The organism is Stenotrophomonas nematodicola (assembly GCF_009467805.1).
In the GTDB taxonomy this organism is placed as follows: Bacteria; Pseudomonadota; Gammaproteobacteria; order Xanthomonadales; family Xanthomonadaceae; genus Stenotrophomonas; species Stenotrophomonas nematodicola.
Genome location: NZ_WIAY01000001.1, coordinates 765260 through 778392 on the forward strand (window position 1 = coordinate 765260; position 13133 = coordinate 778392).

General features: G+C 65.4%; 19 protein-coding genes and 1 tRNA gene. 14 read left to right on the forward strand and 6 right to left on the reverse strand.

Annotation, left to right across the window (positions count from 1 at the left end):
• Positions 1-393 precede the first annotated feature (393 nt).
• Positions 394-924, reverse strand: a complete 531-nt coding sequence (locus GDJ08_RS03415) for a hypothetical protein (protein ID WP_153164300.1) — start codon at positions 922-924, stop codon at positions 394-396.
• A 68-nt stretch (positions 925-992) separates the two neighbouring features.
• On the opposite strand from GDJ08_RS03415, the gene GDJ08_RS03420 reads away from it, so the two are divergent.
• Entirely contained in the window at positions 993-1328 is a 336-nt protein-coding gene (locus GDJ08_RS03420) for a hypothetical protein (protein WP_153164301.1), read from the forward strand.
• A 132-nt stretch (positions 1329-1460) separates the two neighbouring features.
• Here GDJ08_RS03420 and GDJ08_RS20420 read toward each other — a convergent pair whose 3' ends face one another.
• Positions 1461-1682 (reverse strand): transcriptional regulator, encoded by a 222-nt coding sequence (locus GDJ08_RS20420; protein WP_153164302.1) that lies wholly within the window; start codon positions 1680-1682, stop codon positions 1461-1463.
• 82 nt (positions 1683-1764) lie between these two features.
• Here GDJ08_RS20420 and GDJ08_RS20150 point away from each other — a divergent pair, with 82 nt between their 5' ends.
• The 13 genes from GDJ08_RS20150 (at position 1765) to GDJ08_RS03490 (ending at position 9315) form a co-directional block, all read left to right on the forward strand.
• Positions 1765-2466: a S24 family peptidase gene (locus tag GDJ08_RS20150; RefSeq protein WP_229296430.1), complete on the forward strand. Its 702-nt coding sequence runs from the start codon at positions 1765-1767 to the stop codon at positions 2464-2466.
• 21 nt (positions 2467-2487) lie between these two features.
• The gene (locus GDJ08_RS03435) at positions 2488-2892 is read left to right on the forward strand and encodes a hypothetical protein (protein ID WP_153164303.1); all 405 of its coding nucleotides are present in this window, start codon (positions 2488-2490) and stop codon (positions 2890-2892) included.
• Positions 2893-3071: 179 nt separating this feature from the next.
• Positions 3072-3302: a hypothetical protein gene (locus tag GDJ08_RS03440; protein ID WP_153164304.1), complete on the forward strand. Its 231-nt coding sequence runs from the start codon at positions 3072-3074 to the stop codon at positions 3300-3302.
• Positions 3299-3529: a hypothetical protein gene (locus GDJ08_RS03445; RefSeq protein ID WP_153164305.1), complete on the forward strand. Its 231-nt coding sequence runs from the start codon at positions 3299-3301 to the stop codon at positions 3527-3529. Before GDJ08_RS03440 ends, GDJ08_RS03445 begins: the two co-directional genes overlap by 4 nt.
• Positions 3530-3990: 461 nt before the next feature.
• Complete coding sequence (locus tag GDJ08_RS03450; RefSeq protein ID WP_153164306.1) at positions 3991-4263, forward strand: hypothetical protein; 273 nt, start codon at positions 3991-3993, stop codon at positions 4261-4263.
• The gene (locus GDJ08_RS03455; RefSeq protein ID WP_153164307.1) at positions 4260-4556 is read left to right on the forward strand and encodes a hypothetical protein; all 297 of its coding nucleotides are present in this window, start codon (positions 4260-4262) and stop codon (positions 4554-4556) included. The genes GDJ08_RS03450 and GDJ08_RS03455 overlap by 4 nt, the downstream gene beginning before the upstream one ends.
• Positions 4553-4861: a hypothetical protein gene (locus tag GDJ08_RS03460; RefSeq protein ID WP_229296431.1), complete on the forward strand. Its 309-nt coding sequence runs from the start codon at positions 4553-4555 to the stop codon at positions 4859-4861. The genes GDJ08_RS03455 and GDJ08_RS03460 overlap by 4 nt, the downstream gene beginning before the upstream one ends.
• Positions 4854-5828, forward strand: a complete 975-nt coding sequence (locus GDJ08_RS03465) for a hypothetical protein (RefSeq protein WP_153164308.1) — start codon at positions 4854-4856, stop codon at positions 5826-5828. The genes GDJ08_RS03460 and GDJ08_RS03465 overlap by 8 nt, the downstream gene beginning before the upstream one ends.
• Entirely contained in the window at positions 5821-6039 is a 219-nt protein-coding gene (locus GDJ08_RS03470) for a hypothetical protein (protein ID WP_153164309.1), read from the forward strand. Before GDJ08_RS03465 ends, GDJ08_RS03470 begins: the two co-directional genes overlap by 8 nt.
• Positions 6032-6331 carry a hypothetical protein gene (locus GDJ08_RS03475; RefSeq protein WP_206147283.1) on the forward strand — a complete coding sequence of 100 codons (300 nt, stop codon included), beginning with the start codon at positions 6032-6034 and terminating at the stop codon, positions 6329-6331. Before GDJ08_RS03470 ends, GDJ08_RS03475 begins: the two co-directional genes overlap by 8 nt.
• Positions 6331-6999 carry a hypothetical protein gene (locus GDJ08_RS03480; protein ID WP_153164310.1) on the forward strand — a complete coding sequence of 223 codons (669 nt, stop codon included), beginning with the start codon at positions 6331-6333 and terminating at the stop codon, positions 6997-6999. The genes GDJ08_RS03475 and GDJ08_RS03480 overlap by 1 nt, the downstream gene beginning before the upstream one ends.
• A complete protein-coding gene (locus GDJ08_RS03485) occupies positions 6992-9082 on the forward strand; it encodes a DNA cytosine methyltransferase (protein ID WP_153164311.1) in 2091 nt (696 codons plus the stop codon). The genes GDJ08_RS03480 and GDJ08_RS03485 overlap by 8 nt, the downstream gene beginning before the upstream one ends.
• Positions 9079-9315: a helix-turn-helix transcriptional regulator gene (locus GDJ08_RS03490; RefSeq protein ID WP_153164312.1), complete on the forward strand. Its 237-nt coding sequence runs from the start codon at positions 9079-9081 to the stop codon at positions 9313-9315. The genes GDJ08_RS03485 and GDJ08_RS03490 overlap by 4 nt, the downstream gene beginning before the upstream one ends.
• Before the next feature lie 21 nt (positions 9316-9336).
• Here GDJ08_RS03490 and GDJ08_RS03495 read toward each other — a convergent pair.
• The 4 genes from GDJ08_RS03495 to recX form a co-directional block, all read right to left on the reverse strand.
• Positions 9337-9429: transfer RNA gene (locus GDJ08_RS03495), tRNA-Ser, on the reverse strand.
• Positions 9430-9510: 81 nt separating this feature from the next.
• A complete protein-coding gene (csrA, locus tag GDJ08_RS03500) occupies positions 9511-9714 on the reverse strand; it encodes a carbon storage regulator CsrA (RefSeq protein ID WP_017357638.1) in 204 nt (67 codons plus the stop codon).
• A gap of 148 nt (positions 9715-9862) precedes the next feature.
• Entirely contained in the window at positions 9863-12511 is a 2649-nt protein-coding gene (alaS, locus tag GDJ08_RS03505; RefSeq protein ID WP_153164313.1) for an alanine--tRNA ligase, read from the reverse strand.
• 76 nt (positions 12512-12587) lie between these two features.
• Positions 12588-13079: a recombination regulator RecX gene (gene recX, locus GDJ08_RS03510; protein WP_136006396.1), complete on the reverse strand. Its 492-nt coding sequence runs from the start codon at positions 13077-13079 to the stop codon at positions 12588-12590.
• Between the last annotated feature and the right edge of the window lie 54 nt (positions 13080-13133).

A 13133-nucleotide genomic window follows, 5' to 3' on the forward strand; every position in this document is an offset into this window, starting at 1 on the left:
GTACCCGGCGAACGGGGTCCGAATTACCCGCGATGGCCCCCTCCAGGGAGGACCCGCCGCCTGGCGCCCCTTCGCGATGACCGTTCAGGTTCGACGACTCGATGAAACTGAATCGCTCGCGCGGCCGGTCGATTCCACCCCGGGGGGATGGGGCGAGGTCAGGGCTGGTCATGACGTTCCGGGTTGTCCAGAGGCAAGTCGCATTGCCGACCTTCCGTCTCCAGTTGGGCCGCCCAGAGGCGTTCCCGCTCTGCCAGTGCGTCATCTCCAACCAGCCCAACTTCTGCGCCAGCCAACAGTCGTTCGATTTGCTCTATAGCTTCACGCGCGGCACTGCTGATGATCCGCTGACCACTCACAGTTCGTGCCCGAGGCGCGCGGTAGATGGCCACCTCACTCACGGCCCACCGCTTTCCTGACTGCACGGGTCGCGTTCCGCTCCAGGCGGTAGCACAACGTCCTGATGCTGCGCGCAAGGTCTTGCATCGCGTCCGCCTCGCCCAAGGTCAGATCACCGTCGGTAAGAGCCGCAAGCGTGGTGCCTGACAATCTGCCGGCCATCGTGTGCAGCTCAAGCAGCTTCTTCTGCAGCGCATCCAGCTCGTTGGGCCAGCCACCCTGGGGCGGCGGCGGCACGTAGTCCACCATCAGATCGAACTGCGCGGCGAGCGATGCGATCCAGTCGGTAGCTTCTGGCTGGGTGTCCACGAACTGCTGCAGGTACTCGGTAAGGAGCTCGGCCATTTCCATCGAAAGCGATTCGCCCTCAAGGCCGCGCAGCTTCTTGCGAAGTGCTTCACCGGTAATCCGGCGGCCCCTACGATCGCTCAGCCACGCGGCTGCAGCCTGCACGTTGCCGGGCGCGCGCGACACCGCGCTGTATAGGGCGTCCCGCCAGTAGATGTCGGAGCGCTGGCAGGTCATGGTCTACCCTGAAATGCGCGACTTTTCATCGTTCCGCAGATGGACGGCCCGAGGGCACCATGCCGAGCATGGACATCACAGCCCCGCTCACAGGCCGCTTGACCTTCGCTGTTATGCGTTGGTTCGACATTCGTCACGGCGCCAGCGGTGTGGCGGCAATCGCCTTCGCACCCGACTGCCGCCCAGCACATCAGTGCTACCGAGGTGCCGAGCAGAAGCAACGCCAAGGGTCGGCGCACTATCAAGACAGCTCGGCGAACCAGGGCGCGCCGACGGTTGATGCGATTCCCGTCAATCCAGCCGTGCCGGGCGATATCCAGGGCGAGTTGCGGGTCGTGCCTATGCATCGCAGTGTTCCGCAGCGACGAAGTGCAATGGCCAACCCACTCGACGCCGGCGCGTGACGAGGTCGGCCCACTGGTCTGAGGTCAGCGTCAGATCAGCCATATCGGCGTTGTCGTGAATCGGGCAACCGACCAGCGAAGCTACTTCGCCGTCACCAACGATGTCGTGTAAGTGAGTGATATGGCGTGCCATCAGCGGATCACCTCACCCTGCCCATCCATGCCGAACACGTCTGGGCGCAGCGAGCACCTTGAGACACCGGTAGCGGTCTCAATGGCGATCGCATGTTTAGGCGGCACAGGCCGAGTGGTTTTTACCCACTGGTTCAACTGTTGGGGCGAAACGCCAAGCATGCGAGCCAAGGCCGCTTGGCCACCTTTGGTTCTCTCAACTGCAGTCAGGATTGCGCTCATGCCAGTAGTAAAGCATGGCTTTATCTTTAATGTAAAGCCCCGGTTTATTGGAAAGCCCCGCAGATCGGCGGATCATCAAGCTATGCTTGATAACAATGAACTTGCCAGGCGGATCCGGTTCGCCTTCGAACACTCCTCCCGCGGAACCAAAGCGCGCGTGGCCAAGGAGTGTGGAATAAATCCCCAAGCGATCACCGGCTGGGAGCGCAAGGGCGCCATCGACAAGGCGCACATCCCCGCATTGGCGCGCCTCACCGGGAGGCGGGTCGATTACTTCCTGGAGAGCTCCGTAGAGGATGGTGACAGCCAAGGCGAGGAGGCGGTAGGCGCTTCCGTCTCAGCCCCTGAGAGACAGCTGCAGGACTATGTCCACGTCATGCAACTGGACGGCGAGGCAGATATGGGAGAGGGACGAATCAACGATGATTACCCAGAGGTGATCAGGTCGATGGATTTCACGCCGAGCTACATCCGCTCGGTTGTCGGCTTTGTGCCTCCGCCCGGCCGCCTTGTTCTAGTGACAGGACGGGGGGACTCGATGATTCCGGTCGTCCAGCCTGGTGAATCTCTCATCGTCGACACCGGAATCACCGTTTTCGACGGCGATGGCATCTACCTGATTAACACTGGCAATGGCCAGCAGATTAAGGGCCTCCAGGACCGAGGTGATGCCGTATTCGTGGTCAGCGCCAATACGGCGCTGTATCCGGCTTTCCCCTTGCCCAAGGGCTCGGTGATCGGCGGCAAGGTGTACTTGCGCAATCGAATTGATCGACTGAACTAACCCCTTAAAGGAGAGGGAACAATGAAAGGACACACGTTGCTCGCGCTCGGCATGCTTGGACTGTCGGCCTGTGCATCAATGCCGACTGCATCGGAGCTCGCGACAGCAGACTACGGCCCTCCCGTCTCACAAGAAGACGCAGAGGCACAGGCCAAGCAGTTTCTTGAAGCGCGGCTCAAGGATCCGTACAGCGCGGTGTGGTCCTGCCAGGGAGTTCATTCGGGCTATTTCAAAGACGCGCCGATCTATGGTGGGAAGGTCACCTACGGCTGGCGCCTGATGTGCAATGTGAATTCAAAGAACAGCTTTGGCGGATACACCGGGGCTAAGCAGTATGGCTTCCTGTTCCGTGAGGGACGCTTGGTAACCGCCCAGGGCGAAGCGTCACTGCAGGGCGGCCAGAGCTACATGCAGAAGCTGCTTTAGATTCATCAATCATGGCTTTACATTGAAATAAAGCCGTGCTTTACTTCACCCGTCAGCGCGATCGCTGACGGGCGACCGGCGGGTCGCCACTGCGGCCCAGCCCCTCCCCCTGCTGAGCCCCGGATGCCTCTCCCCAGGCAATAGGCCCGCCGGCGCCCTCCTTTTCTACGGAGAGCGCCATGTCCTACCGAACCGCTGCCGACTCCCAGCCATCGGCACCGCTGCCGCTGCGAGCCGCAACCTGCCTGCTTGCGCAGGCCGCCCGTGACCACACCCGGGCCAATGTGCTGCGCATTCGCAGCACGGGCGAGCACAGCCGCAACCAGCTCCGCCGCTCGCGCCGCATGGGCGTCCAGAGTCGGCGGGTTGAGGCTGAGTCCCGGGACATGGCCGCAGAGGTGCGGGCATGAGGGCCCCTGTCGATGTGCTGGCGGTGCTGCGCTACAACGCCAAGGAGGCCACCAAGAAGTGGGGGCCGGACAACCAAGACGCTGCGACGCTGGCCGCAGTCGCCGAGTTGCTTGGTGAGTGCGAGGCGCTGGTCATTACGCCCCACGGCCATGCGGACATCGTTCTGCAGGATCGAATTGCCTCCGTAAGCGGCGCCCTCGCCCGGGCCAAAGGCAGCGCCGCATGAACCGCCGGTACCGAGCTGCGTGGGTTGCCCTCGCCTTGCTTGCCGCCATCGTGGTTCCGATGCGCCTGGTGGAGATCGGCCAAGCCCATGCGGATCGCGAAGCTGCTAAGGCCCGCATCGCGTCCACCTCGACGGTACGGGGGTAATCGCCATGCAAACCTCCCGCCCCGCTCCTGCTTCCATCCCGCTGTGCCACCCAGGCCATCACCCTCAAATCGTGACGACCACTGGCGCTCCAACTGGGCATCAGCTTGGCGCGCCGATGCCTGCCCTCGTGCATTTCGAGTGCCATCGCTGCCAGAAGGCAACCGTGCCCAGCCCGTCTCTCGCGATCGCCGAGCTGCGTTGGACCGACCCGGACCTGGCATCGCAGCTGATTCCCATCTCTCACCTTGCCCGAGCCCGCGGCGCTGTTCTCGCGCGCATCCCGACCATGCACGCCGCCTGACCTGGAGTCCGATATGGCCGCCCCTCTCAAACCCCTTGAACGCACCGCTCTGATCGCAGCCTTTGGCGCGACCGATAACGTCCTCAAGCGCACGCGCGGTGGATTCTGCCCGCCGAGGTATCCCGCCCAGGTCTTCAGCCGGCGCCTCGTCAACTGGCTCTACGAGCGGGCCATGATTGACTACGACGACCCCAGGTTTCCCACCAAGGCAACGCTCACGAAACTGGGGAGGGAGACGGCGGACAGCCTCGTCGCTGCCGCCGTAGCTAAGGCGGGTGTTGCGTGACCGCCCGCGCCTTGCCCGTTGACCAGGCCTTCGCGACAGGCTCTCACGGGGCGACGCTTGTCCTCATGGTCTGTGCAAGCTGGGTCTGGGCAGGCCTGTACGCAAGCCCCTTCAGCCAGACACCCGTTGAAGTCTCGGCCGCCACCGGCCTGGTCGCGACGGTGCGCGGCCGGAACCTCCACATCGGCGCCGGCCACTTCCCTCTCTCTTCCAAGTCGCTGCAATCGGCGCGGCGCTGGCTTGATCGCCAAGGCGTGCGCGTGCGCGACACAACCGCAAAGGAAAGCGCATGACCCGTCGCACTGAGGCCTTTCAGCCCTCTCGGCCCACTGGCAGCAACAACAGCACCACGGTCCTGCACAAGGACAAGGACCGGCAGCAGATCGCCAGGCAGATTGCCGCCTTCCGAAAAGGCGGGGGCGCAATTGAGGTGCTGGGCAATACGCCCATGCGGCGCGAACCGAATCGCAGGCAGATCAACGACGCGGCCGCAGCGACCCGCGTCGCGCAGGTCAAACAGCGGACCGCAATGGCTCCTGCTGTCACTGCCCCTATCAAAACCCAACATGATGCTGCCCCGGGGGTGAGCAATGGCTGACAAGATCAAGCACAAACCAATTATTGAGGCGCCCACGCCTGCCGTGATCGCCAGCACGTTGCGTGCGATGGTCCGAAACTACGGCGAGGCTCACCACTGGAACCCCCTCGACGCGCGCATGTGCGCAGCCGCCGCAGATCGCATCGAAAGCCTCGAAGAATGTCTTAACGCCCGCCAGCCGAGGGCCGTGGATGAGCGCGCTTTTGACCAGGCCATCGAGCAGCGCGACCGCTATCACGGGACGGCCGACGAGCTGGCCGATCACATCGCTCGCATCACTGGCGTGGACATCGGCGAGCACAGCAGCGTCAACTGCCCGTGGCAGAACGCCATCGAAGCGGCGGCGGAGTGCAAGCCCGCGCAGGGCATTGACCTGGAGAAGGTCCGGCAGCTTATCGGCGACCTGCGCACGCTTGACGTGAAGGAGTCGAGCAAGAATGACAACGCCGGCTTTGTGGACTTGCGCTGCTATTGGGCGGTGCTTGGTATCGCGGGCGAAGTAGAGCGCTCGATGATCGACCAGCGGGTTGCAGCGCCGGGGGCGCAGGAGCCGGTGGACGACGACTGGCATCTGCGCGGCTATGCCTACGCCAGCAAGCAGGCAACGACCTGCGCGGGCTGCGGCAAGCACACGCACACCCCGCTGCGCATTGACGCTATGGGCGGCTACGTCTGCCTGACCTGCATTGACCAGAAGCTGGGGGCGATGCTGGGTGAGTTCGAATACCTGCCCGCGCAGGGCATCGACCTGGGTCCGCTCGTTGCCGAGCTTGCGGCAGCTGATAGCGAGTACGCCGAGGCGAAGAAGAGGTATCACACCGTCAGTGCAATGAGTGGCGCGGCGGGTGGGCGGGCTTCTTGTCGCACCGCCTACGAGCGCGAGTTGACCGCGAAGAGCCGGCTTGATGCAGCTGTTCGCACCCTGATCGACCAGCGCGATGCAGCGCCGGGGGTGGGCAATGGGTGAGATCAAGCTCAACCGCGAAGATTCCATGCGCATCCTCAACAGCACAGACGCCTCACCCGACGCGCGTGTGATCGCTGCCTTTGCCGTGATGTTCTTCGAGGCGGTCGAACACGCCGACGACTTGGACGCCGAGACCTACGCGATCGCCCACAAGTTGCTGCGCATGGGCGCCAGCGAGCTCGACCATGCAAGGGAGCAGGCCAATGGCTGACACGACATTCCACATGCACCTCAGCGTGCGCGGCGCCATCCGGGATTTCAGCAAGCGCGAGCTGGGCAACCTCTTCCAGAACGCTGCGACCGGCCGCTGGCTCACCGCCGCCGAAGCGAAAGATGCGCTGCTGGATCACCTGGCCGCAGGCCGTTCGGTTCTCCCGTTGGGCGCGCCCTGCGCCGGCTTCGACTATGCCGGCGGCGGCTGCCCCGGCCACACCACCGCCACCCAGGCCGCTGTGAAGCCGCTGCGCCGTGGCCCCACCCTGCTGCCCAAGGAGCCCCGCTGATGCGCGCGCGCCCCATCCTGTTCAACGGCGACATGGTGCGCGCCATCCTGGCCGGCCAGAAGACCCAGACCCGGCGCGCAATCAAGCCGCGGCCCATCGAGGCCGGCTTTCTTGATGCCCAGGGACAGAACCGGCCCAGCTTTGATGAGGATGGCTGGGCCCGTGTCGCCATAGCCACCGGTATGCACCTGCGCGCCTCCCCCTTCGGCCAGCCCGGCGATCGGCTGTGGGTGCGCGAAGCGCACGCCATCTTCCCGGCTCACGGCCAGCACCGCGCCGACGGTGAGCGATGGGGCCCGTGGGGCGGCCTGCCGACCACCGTATCGGACGACCGCAAGCAGATCGCCTACTACCGCGAAGGCTTCGACCGATGCGACCCGGGCCGCTGGCGGCCCAGCATCCACATGCCGCGCTGGGCCTGCCGCCTAGTGCTGGAGATCACCGACGTGCGCGTGGAGCGGCTGCAGGCGATCAGCGAGGCCGATGCACTCGCCGAGGGCATCGAAGAGATCGCCGGCCGGTTCACCTTCAACGGCGGCATGCACGAATCGCTGACGCCGCAGCACAGCTTCCAGACGCTCTGGGATAGCACCGGCGGCCAGTGGGCGGCAAACCCCTGGGTGTGGGTCGTCGAATTCAAGCAGATCAACGAGGTTTCCAATGGCTGACGGCTCCCGCTCCTTCAACTTCCCCGCACCGCAGAAGTCGCGCCTGCGCGCCGGCGAGATCGTGGTTGATCTGTTCGCCGGCGGCGGCGGCGCCAGCGAGGGCCTCAAGCAGGCCCTGGGCATCGATCCCGCCCTCGCCTACAACCACGACGAGCTGGCCATCGGCATGCACGCCGCCAACCACCCGCTCACCATCCACCACCGCGAAGACATCTGGCACGCCGACCCGCGCGCCGACGTCGCTGGGCGCCCCGTGGGCTGGTTCCATGCCTCGCCCGACTGCACGCACTTCAGCCAGGCGAAGGGCGGCCAGCCGCGCAGCAAGAAGACGCGCGCCCTGTCCTGGGTGGTGTTGAAGTGGGTGGGCCAGCTGCTGCGTGCCGACCGCGCCAATGGCACGAACACCGCGCCACGCATCATCTCGATGGAGAACGTGTGGCAGATCCTGACCTGGGGTCCCTTGGTGGCAAAGCGCTGCGCCAAGACGGGGCGCGTCATCACGCTGGACATGGTCCCTCTCATCGACGAGAGGACCGGCAAGCCGGTCTATCGCCGGGGCAAGCTCTCCATGACGAATCGCGTTGCCGACCGCGGGGAGCGCGTACCGGTTGAGCGCCAGGCTCTGGTGCCTGACAAGCGCCACACCGGCCGCACCTGGCGGCAGTTCGTGGCAGCGCTGCGGGCGCTGGGCTACGTGGTTGACTGGCGAAAGCTCGTGGCGAGCGACTACGGCGCCGGCACAAGCCGTGCGCGGCTGTTCCTTCTCGGCCGCCGTGACGGCGAAGCCATCGTGTGGCCGGCACCGACGCACGGCACCGCACCTGGCCAGAAGCCGCGCGTCTCCGCCGCAGACTGCATCGACTTCAGCATCCCCTGCCCCTCGATCTTCACCCGCGCCAAGCCTTTGGCGGACGCCACACTGCGCCGGCTGGCCAAGGGCACCATGCGTAACGTCATTGAGGCCGCAGATCCGTTCATTGTTCCGGCAACTCACCAGGGCGCTGACCGGGTGCATGACGTTCACGAGCCTCTGCGCACCATCACCGCCGCCCACCGTGGCGAGCTGATGCTGGCCATGCCGGAGCTGGCGCCCTTCATCGCCGAACATGCCAACTCCAGCAACCAGCGCACGATGGCTGCGGACGAGCCGCTGCGCACGATCTGCGCTGAAGTGAAGGGCGGGCACTTCTCAGTCGTTACGCCGATCCTCGCCGGCGTCGGTGGCCGAGCTGGACAGTCCGAACCGCGCTCGGCAGCAGAACCGCTGTACACGACGACCGCAAAGGCTGACACCGCCCTGGTGGCACCCGTGCTGGTGCAGACCGGCTACGGCGAGCGCGAGGGCCAGGCGCCGCGCGCACTGGACCTGCAGAAGCCACTCGGCACCGTCGTGGCCGGCGGCGTGAAGCACGCAGTGGCGGCCCCTCACCTGGTGAAGTTCAGGGGCGACAGCATCGGAACGCCGGCTACCGATCCAGTACCGACGATCACATCCGGCGCAGGTGCGGCGCGGCCGGCTGGCGCTGCTCACGCACTCGGGCTTTCTACTGCTTTCATGGTGCAGGCTGCGCACGGCGAAGGCCGCCCCGACGGCGTCCAGCGCTGGGGAGCAGGTAGCACGGAAGCACGCCGGCAGCTGGGAACGGTCACCGCCAGCGGCAGCGGGGGGCATGCCCTCGCAGAGGCGGAACTCGCCCAACTGTCGCCCGAGCACGAGGCCGGCGCGCTACGCGTAGCCGCTTTCCTGATCAAGTACTACGGCACCGGGTCCAACGTCCCGACCCTGGTCGACCCGGTGGACACCATCACCACGAGAGACCGGCTGGCGCTGGTAACGGTGGTGATAAGGGGCACGCCCTACGTCATCGTCGATATCGGCCTGCGCATGCTCAAGCCTCACGAGCTGTATCGGGCGCAGGGCTTCCCGGTGGGCTACATCATCGATCGCACCGCGAACGGAACCCCGCTGACCACCAGCGCCGCTGTGCGCATGGTCGGCAACAGCGTCAGCCCGCCGCCACTGCGTGCCCTGGCCGAGGCCAACCTTGATTCTGCGATGACTTCCTTGCGGGTGGCCGCATGAGCTACGAAGCCAGGCTGCTGACACTGACAGACGTCAAATCACGCGTTGGGATCAGCGGTGCAACCATCTATCGGAAGATGGCAGACGGCACATTTCCGAAGCCCGCCAAGGTGGGCGCACGATCGCTCTGGCCCTCCCCGAAAATTGACGAGTGGATCGCCTCGGTTCTCGACTCGCAAAACATGGGGCAAAACATGGGGCGGGATTCTCAGGCAAAAAAAAAGCCCCTGTAAACAGGGGCTTATCTTCACATCTGGCGGAGCGGGAGGGATTCGAACCCTCGATAGAGCTTTTGACCCTATACTCCCTTAGCAGGGGAGCCCCTTCAGCCACTCGGGCACCGCTCCAGTGTTCTTGTTCCGCCGCCGTGATGTTTCATCTCAGCGGGGGCGCGAATAATAACGTTTTCCGCGCCCTCAGGTAAAGCCTTAATCGGAAGAATTTTCACTTCCAGCGGCATTCGGCTCGTCGCCGCGCTGGATGCGCTGGTAAATCTCTTCGCGGTGCACGGCAACGTCCTTCGGAGCGGTGATACCGATACGGACCTGGTTGCCCTTGACGCCGAGCACGGTCACGCTGACCGAGTCACCGATCATCAGGGTTTCGCCTACGCGGCGAGTCAGGATCAACATTTTTGCAAGTCTCCATGGAACCGGTGGTACTTCCCCACCGGCTTGGCGCCCAGCCAAGGAACGCCCCACGACAAAGGGAAAGGATTCGCCATAGTACCGTCAGCCGTCCCACGCCATCAAGGAGCAGGACAGTCGAGGCTTACGGCGTTCAGATACGCGGGGTGACCCAATCCACTACGGCGGCGAGCGCCGAGGCAAGGGCGGGCCCGTCCTCACCACCACCCTGGGCGAGATCCGGGCGACCGCCGCCCTTGCCCCCGATCTGACTTGCGATGTGCGACAACAGTTCCCCGGCCTTGACCTTGCCCGTTGCACTGCCGTTCACACCTGCCACCAGCGCGGCTTTGCCGTCCTGCACGCCGGCCAGCACGATGACGGTATCGCCCAGCTGCTGCTTGAGACGATCCACGGCATCACGCAGCGACCTGGCATCGAAACCCTCCAGACGCGCGGCCAGCACCTTGACGCCATTGACCTCTACCACCGATGCGCCGAGGTCGGCGGTGGCGCCAGCGGCCTGCTTGGCCTTCAGGCCCTCCAGTTCGCGTTCAAGCTTTTTCTGCCGCTCGCCGAGCTGGCGGATCTTCTCGACCACATCGCTGGCCGTGCCGCCCAGCAGCGCCGCCGCTTCGGCAAGCTGCGCTTCCTCGTTGGCCACGTAGTCCAGCGCGCCCTGCCCGGTCACCGCCTCGATGCGGCGCACGCCCGAGGACACACCGCCTTCAGCGGTGATCTTGAACAGGCCGATGTCGCCGGTGCGCCCCACGTGCGTGCCACCGCACAGTTCGGTCGAGTAGTCGCCCATCTTCAGCACGCGCACGTGTTCGCCATATTTCTCGCCGAACAACGCCATCGCGCCAAAATCGAGAGCTTCCTGCATGCCCATGTTGTGCACTTCGGCGGCGTTGTTGGCACGCACCTGTTCGTTGACCTTGCGCTCGATCACCGCGAGCTCCTCGGCGCTGATCGGCTGGAAGTGCGAGAAGTCGAACCGCAGGCGGTCCGGCGCAACCAGCGAGCCCTTCTGCTGCACGTGGGTACCCAGCACCTCGCGCAGGGCGGCGTGCAACAGGTGGGTCGCCGAGTGGTTGAGGATGGTGGCGCCACGGCGCTGGCCATCGACCTCGCCGCTGAGCACGTCACCCACCTTCAGGCTGCCGCTCGTCACCCGGGTCACGTGGCCGTGGTACTGGCCCGCGAACTTCTGGGTGTCGCCAACCTGCAACTGCACGCCCGGGCCCGACAGCGTGCCGGTGTCGCCGACCTGGCCGCCGGATTCGGCGTAGAACGGGGTCTGGTCGGTCAGCACGATGACGTCATCACCGGCCTGCACCGCGTCCACCGGGCGGCCGTCCTTGAGCAGGGCCACCACGGTCAGGCCGTCGGCCTGCAGGCGGTCATAGCCCAGAAACACAGTGGGTTTGAGAGTGGCGACCAGCTCGGCGGACAGGACCACGCCTGCGCCACCCTTGCCTGCCTTGCGGCCGTCGTCGCGCTGCTTTTTCATCGCCGCGTCGAAGCCGTCGATGTCCACGGTCAGATCACGCTCACGCGCGATGTCCTGGGTCAGATCCAGGGGGAAGCCATAGGTGTCATAGAGGCGGAACGCGTCGGTGCCGGGGATCACGCCATCGGTCACCTGGGCGGCGACGTCGTCGAAGATCTTCATGCCCGAATCAAGCGTCTGGGCAAACCGCTCCTCTTCGGCCTGCAGCGCGCGCACGACGGTATCGGCCTGTGCCGGCAGGTCCGGGTAGGCTTCGCCCATCTGCTCGACCAAGGTCGGCACCAGCTTGCTGAAGAACGGCTGGCGCACGCCCAGCATCCAGCCGTGGCGCAGCGCGCGGCGGATGATCCGGCGCAGCACGTAGCCGCGGCCCTCATTGGACGGCAGCACGCCATCGACAATCAGGAACGAACAGGCGCGGATGTGATCGGCGATCACGCGCAACGACTTGTTTTCCAGATCGGCCATGCCGGTCAGTTCGCTGGCCTTGCGGATCAGCGCCTGGAACAGGTCGATCTCATAGTTGGTGTGAACGTGCTGCAGGATCGCGGCCAGGCGTTCCAGGCCCATGCCGGTATCCACGCACGGCGCCGGCAGCGGCACGAGGGTGCCGTCGGGCTGGCGGTCGAACTGCATGAACACCAGGTTCCAGATTTCGATGTAGCGGTCACCGTCTTCATCCGGCGAACCCGGGGGGCCACCGGCGATATGGTCGCCGTGGTCGTAGAAGATCTCGGTGCACGGACCGCAGGGGCCGGTGTCGGCCATCTGCCAGAAGTTGTCCGACGCGTACGGGGCGCCCTTGTTGTCGCCGATGCGCACGATGCGCGACTCCGGAATGCCGACCATGTCGCGCCACAGCGCGTAGGCCTCGTCATCGGTCTGGTAGACGGTGACCAGCAGACGCTCGGCCGGCAGCTTCCAGACCTGGGTCAGCAGCTCCCACGCCCAGGCGATGGCGTCCTTCTTGAAGTAGTCGCCGAAGGACCAGTTGCCAAGCATTTCAAAGAAGGTGTGGTGGCGCGCGGTGTAGCCGACCTGGTCCAGGTCGTTGTGCTTGCCGCCGGCACGCAGGCAGCGCTGGACATCGGCAGCGCGCACGTAGCTGCGCTTTTCCGCGCCCAGGAACACGTCCTTGAACTGCACCATGCCGGAGTTGGTGAACAGCAGGGTCGGATCATTGCCCGGCACCAGCGGCGCCGACGGCACGATGGTGTGGCCTTTGCCCTTGAAGAACTCAAGGAAGTCGCTGCGGATCTGGGAGGTAGTGAATTTGACGGATGCGTTCATGGGGGCTGGCTTTGTGCGGGCCGGTCGGTCCCTCGCAGGACCGCCGAAACCACAAAGGGTATCAGGCCCGGGCCGCTCAGTCCTCTGGGTCGTAACGGGTCGCCCGGCGGATGCTGTCGCCATCGAACCCACGGCGGGCAAGCAGATCGGCCGCCTTGCGCCGTTGTGGCAGCTCCTGCGGGCCGGCATCGCCGAACCGGCGCCGGACCAGATCGCGGGCGTTCTCGGTCCAATCGCCCTCGAAGGTCGCCAGCGCGGCCGCGACCTGCTCGCTGTCCAGCCCGTGGGTGCCCAGCTCCGCGCGGATATGCAGGGGGCCGTAGCCGGTACTGGCGCGGATGCGCACCAGGTTCTCGGCGAACCGGGTGTCGTCCTGCCAGCCGGCCTCGCTGAGCTTGTCCACGGCCGCTTCGGCCGCCTCGGTCTCGATGCCGCGGGCCTGCAGCTTGCGTGTCAACTCCTTGCGCGAGTGCTCACGGCGGACCAGCAGGCCCAGCGCTCGCTGGACCGGGGTCTGTTCGCGGACACGGCGCTTGCGGCCGGGTGCCGGGGCATCGGAATCGTGCATGACCACCTTCGATGAAATGCGCCGTCCCTGGCGCTCCCCCCGTCGGGGGAATAC

Bases quoted from the DNA above. Each gene is read 5' to 3' on its own strand.
- GDJ08_RS03415 (WP_153164300.1), bottom strand. From the start codon at position 924: ATGACCTGCCAGCGCTCCGACATCTACTGGCGGGACGCCCTATACAGC.
- GDJ08_RS03440 (WP_153164304.1), top strand. From the start codon at position 3,072: ATGTCCTACCGAACCGCTGCCGACTCCCAGCCATCGGCACCGCTGCCG.
- GDJ08_RS03470 (WP_153164309.1), top strand. From the start codon at position 5,821: ATGGGTGAGATCAAGCTCAACCGCGAAGATTCCATGCGCATCCTCAAC.
- GDJ08_RS03460 (WP_229296431.1), top strand. From the start codon at position 4,553: ATGACCCGTCGCACTGAGGCCTTTCAGCCCTCTCGGCCCACTGGCAGC.
- GDJ08_RS03475 (WP_206147283.1), top strand. From the start codon at position 6,032: ATGGCTGACACGACATTCCACATGCACCTCAGCGTGCGCGGCGCCATC.
- GDJ08_RS03435 (WP_153164303.1), top strand. From the start codon at position 2,488: ATGAAAGGACACACGTTGCTCGCGCTCGGCATGCTTGGACTGTCGGCC.
- alaS (WP_153164313.1), bottom strand. From the start codon at position 12,511: ATGAACGCATCCGTCAAATTCACTACCTCCCAGATCCGCAGCGACTTC.
- GDJ08_RS20150 (WP_229296430.1), top strand. From the start codon at position 1,765: ATGCTTGATAACAATGAACTTGCCAGGCGGATCCGGTTCGCCTTCGAA.
- GDJ08_RS03445 (WP_153164305.1), top strand. From the start codon at position 3,299: ATGAGGGCCCCTGTCGATGTGCTGGCGGTGCTGCGCTACAACGCCAAG.
- GDJ08_RS03480 (WP_153164310.1), top strand. From the start codon at position 6,331: ATGCGCGCGCGCCCCATCCTGTTCAACGGCGACATGGTGCGCGCCATC.
- GDJ08_RS03490 (WP_153164312.1), top strand. From the start codon at position 9,079: ATGAGCTACGAAGCCAGGCTGCTGACACTGACAGACGTCAAATCACGC.
- GDJ08_RS03420 (WP_153164301.1), top strand. From the start codon at position 993: ATGGACATCACAGCCCCGCTCACAGGCCGCTTGACCTTCGCTGTTATG.
- GDJ08_RS03485 (WP_153164311.1), top strand. From the start codon at position 6,992: ATGGCTGACGGCTCCCGCTCCTTCAACTTCCCCGCACCGCAGAAGTCG.
- GDJ08_RS20420 (WP_153164302.1), bottom strand. From the start codon at position 1,682: ATGAGCGCAATCCTGACTGCAGTTGAGAGAACCAAAGGTGGCCAAGCG.
- recX (WP_136006396.1), bottom strand. From the start codon at position 13,079: ATGCACGATTCCGATGCCCCGGCACCCGGCCGCAAGCGCCGTGTCCGC.
- GDJ08_RS03450 (WP_153164306.1), top strand. From the start codon at position 3,991: ATGGCCGCCCCTCTCAAACCCCTTGAACGCACCGCTCTGATCGCAGCC.
- GDJ08_RS03465 (WP_153164308.1), top strand. From the start codon at position 4,854: ATGGCTGACAAGATCAAGCACAAACCAATTATTGAGGCGCCCACGCCT.
- csrA (WP_017357638.1), bottom strand. From the start codon at position 9,714: ATGTTGATCCTGACTCGCCGCGTAGGCGAAACCCTGATGATCGGTGAC.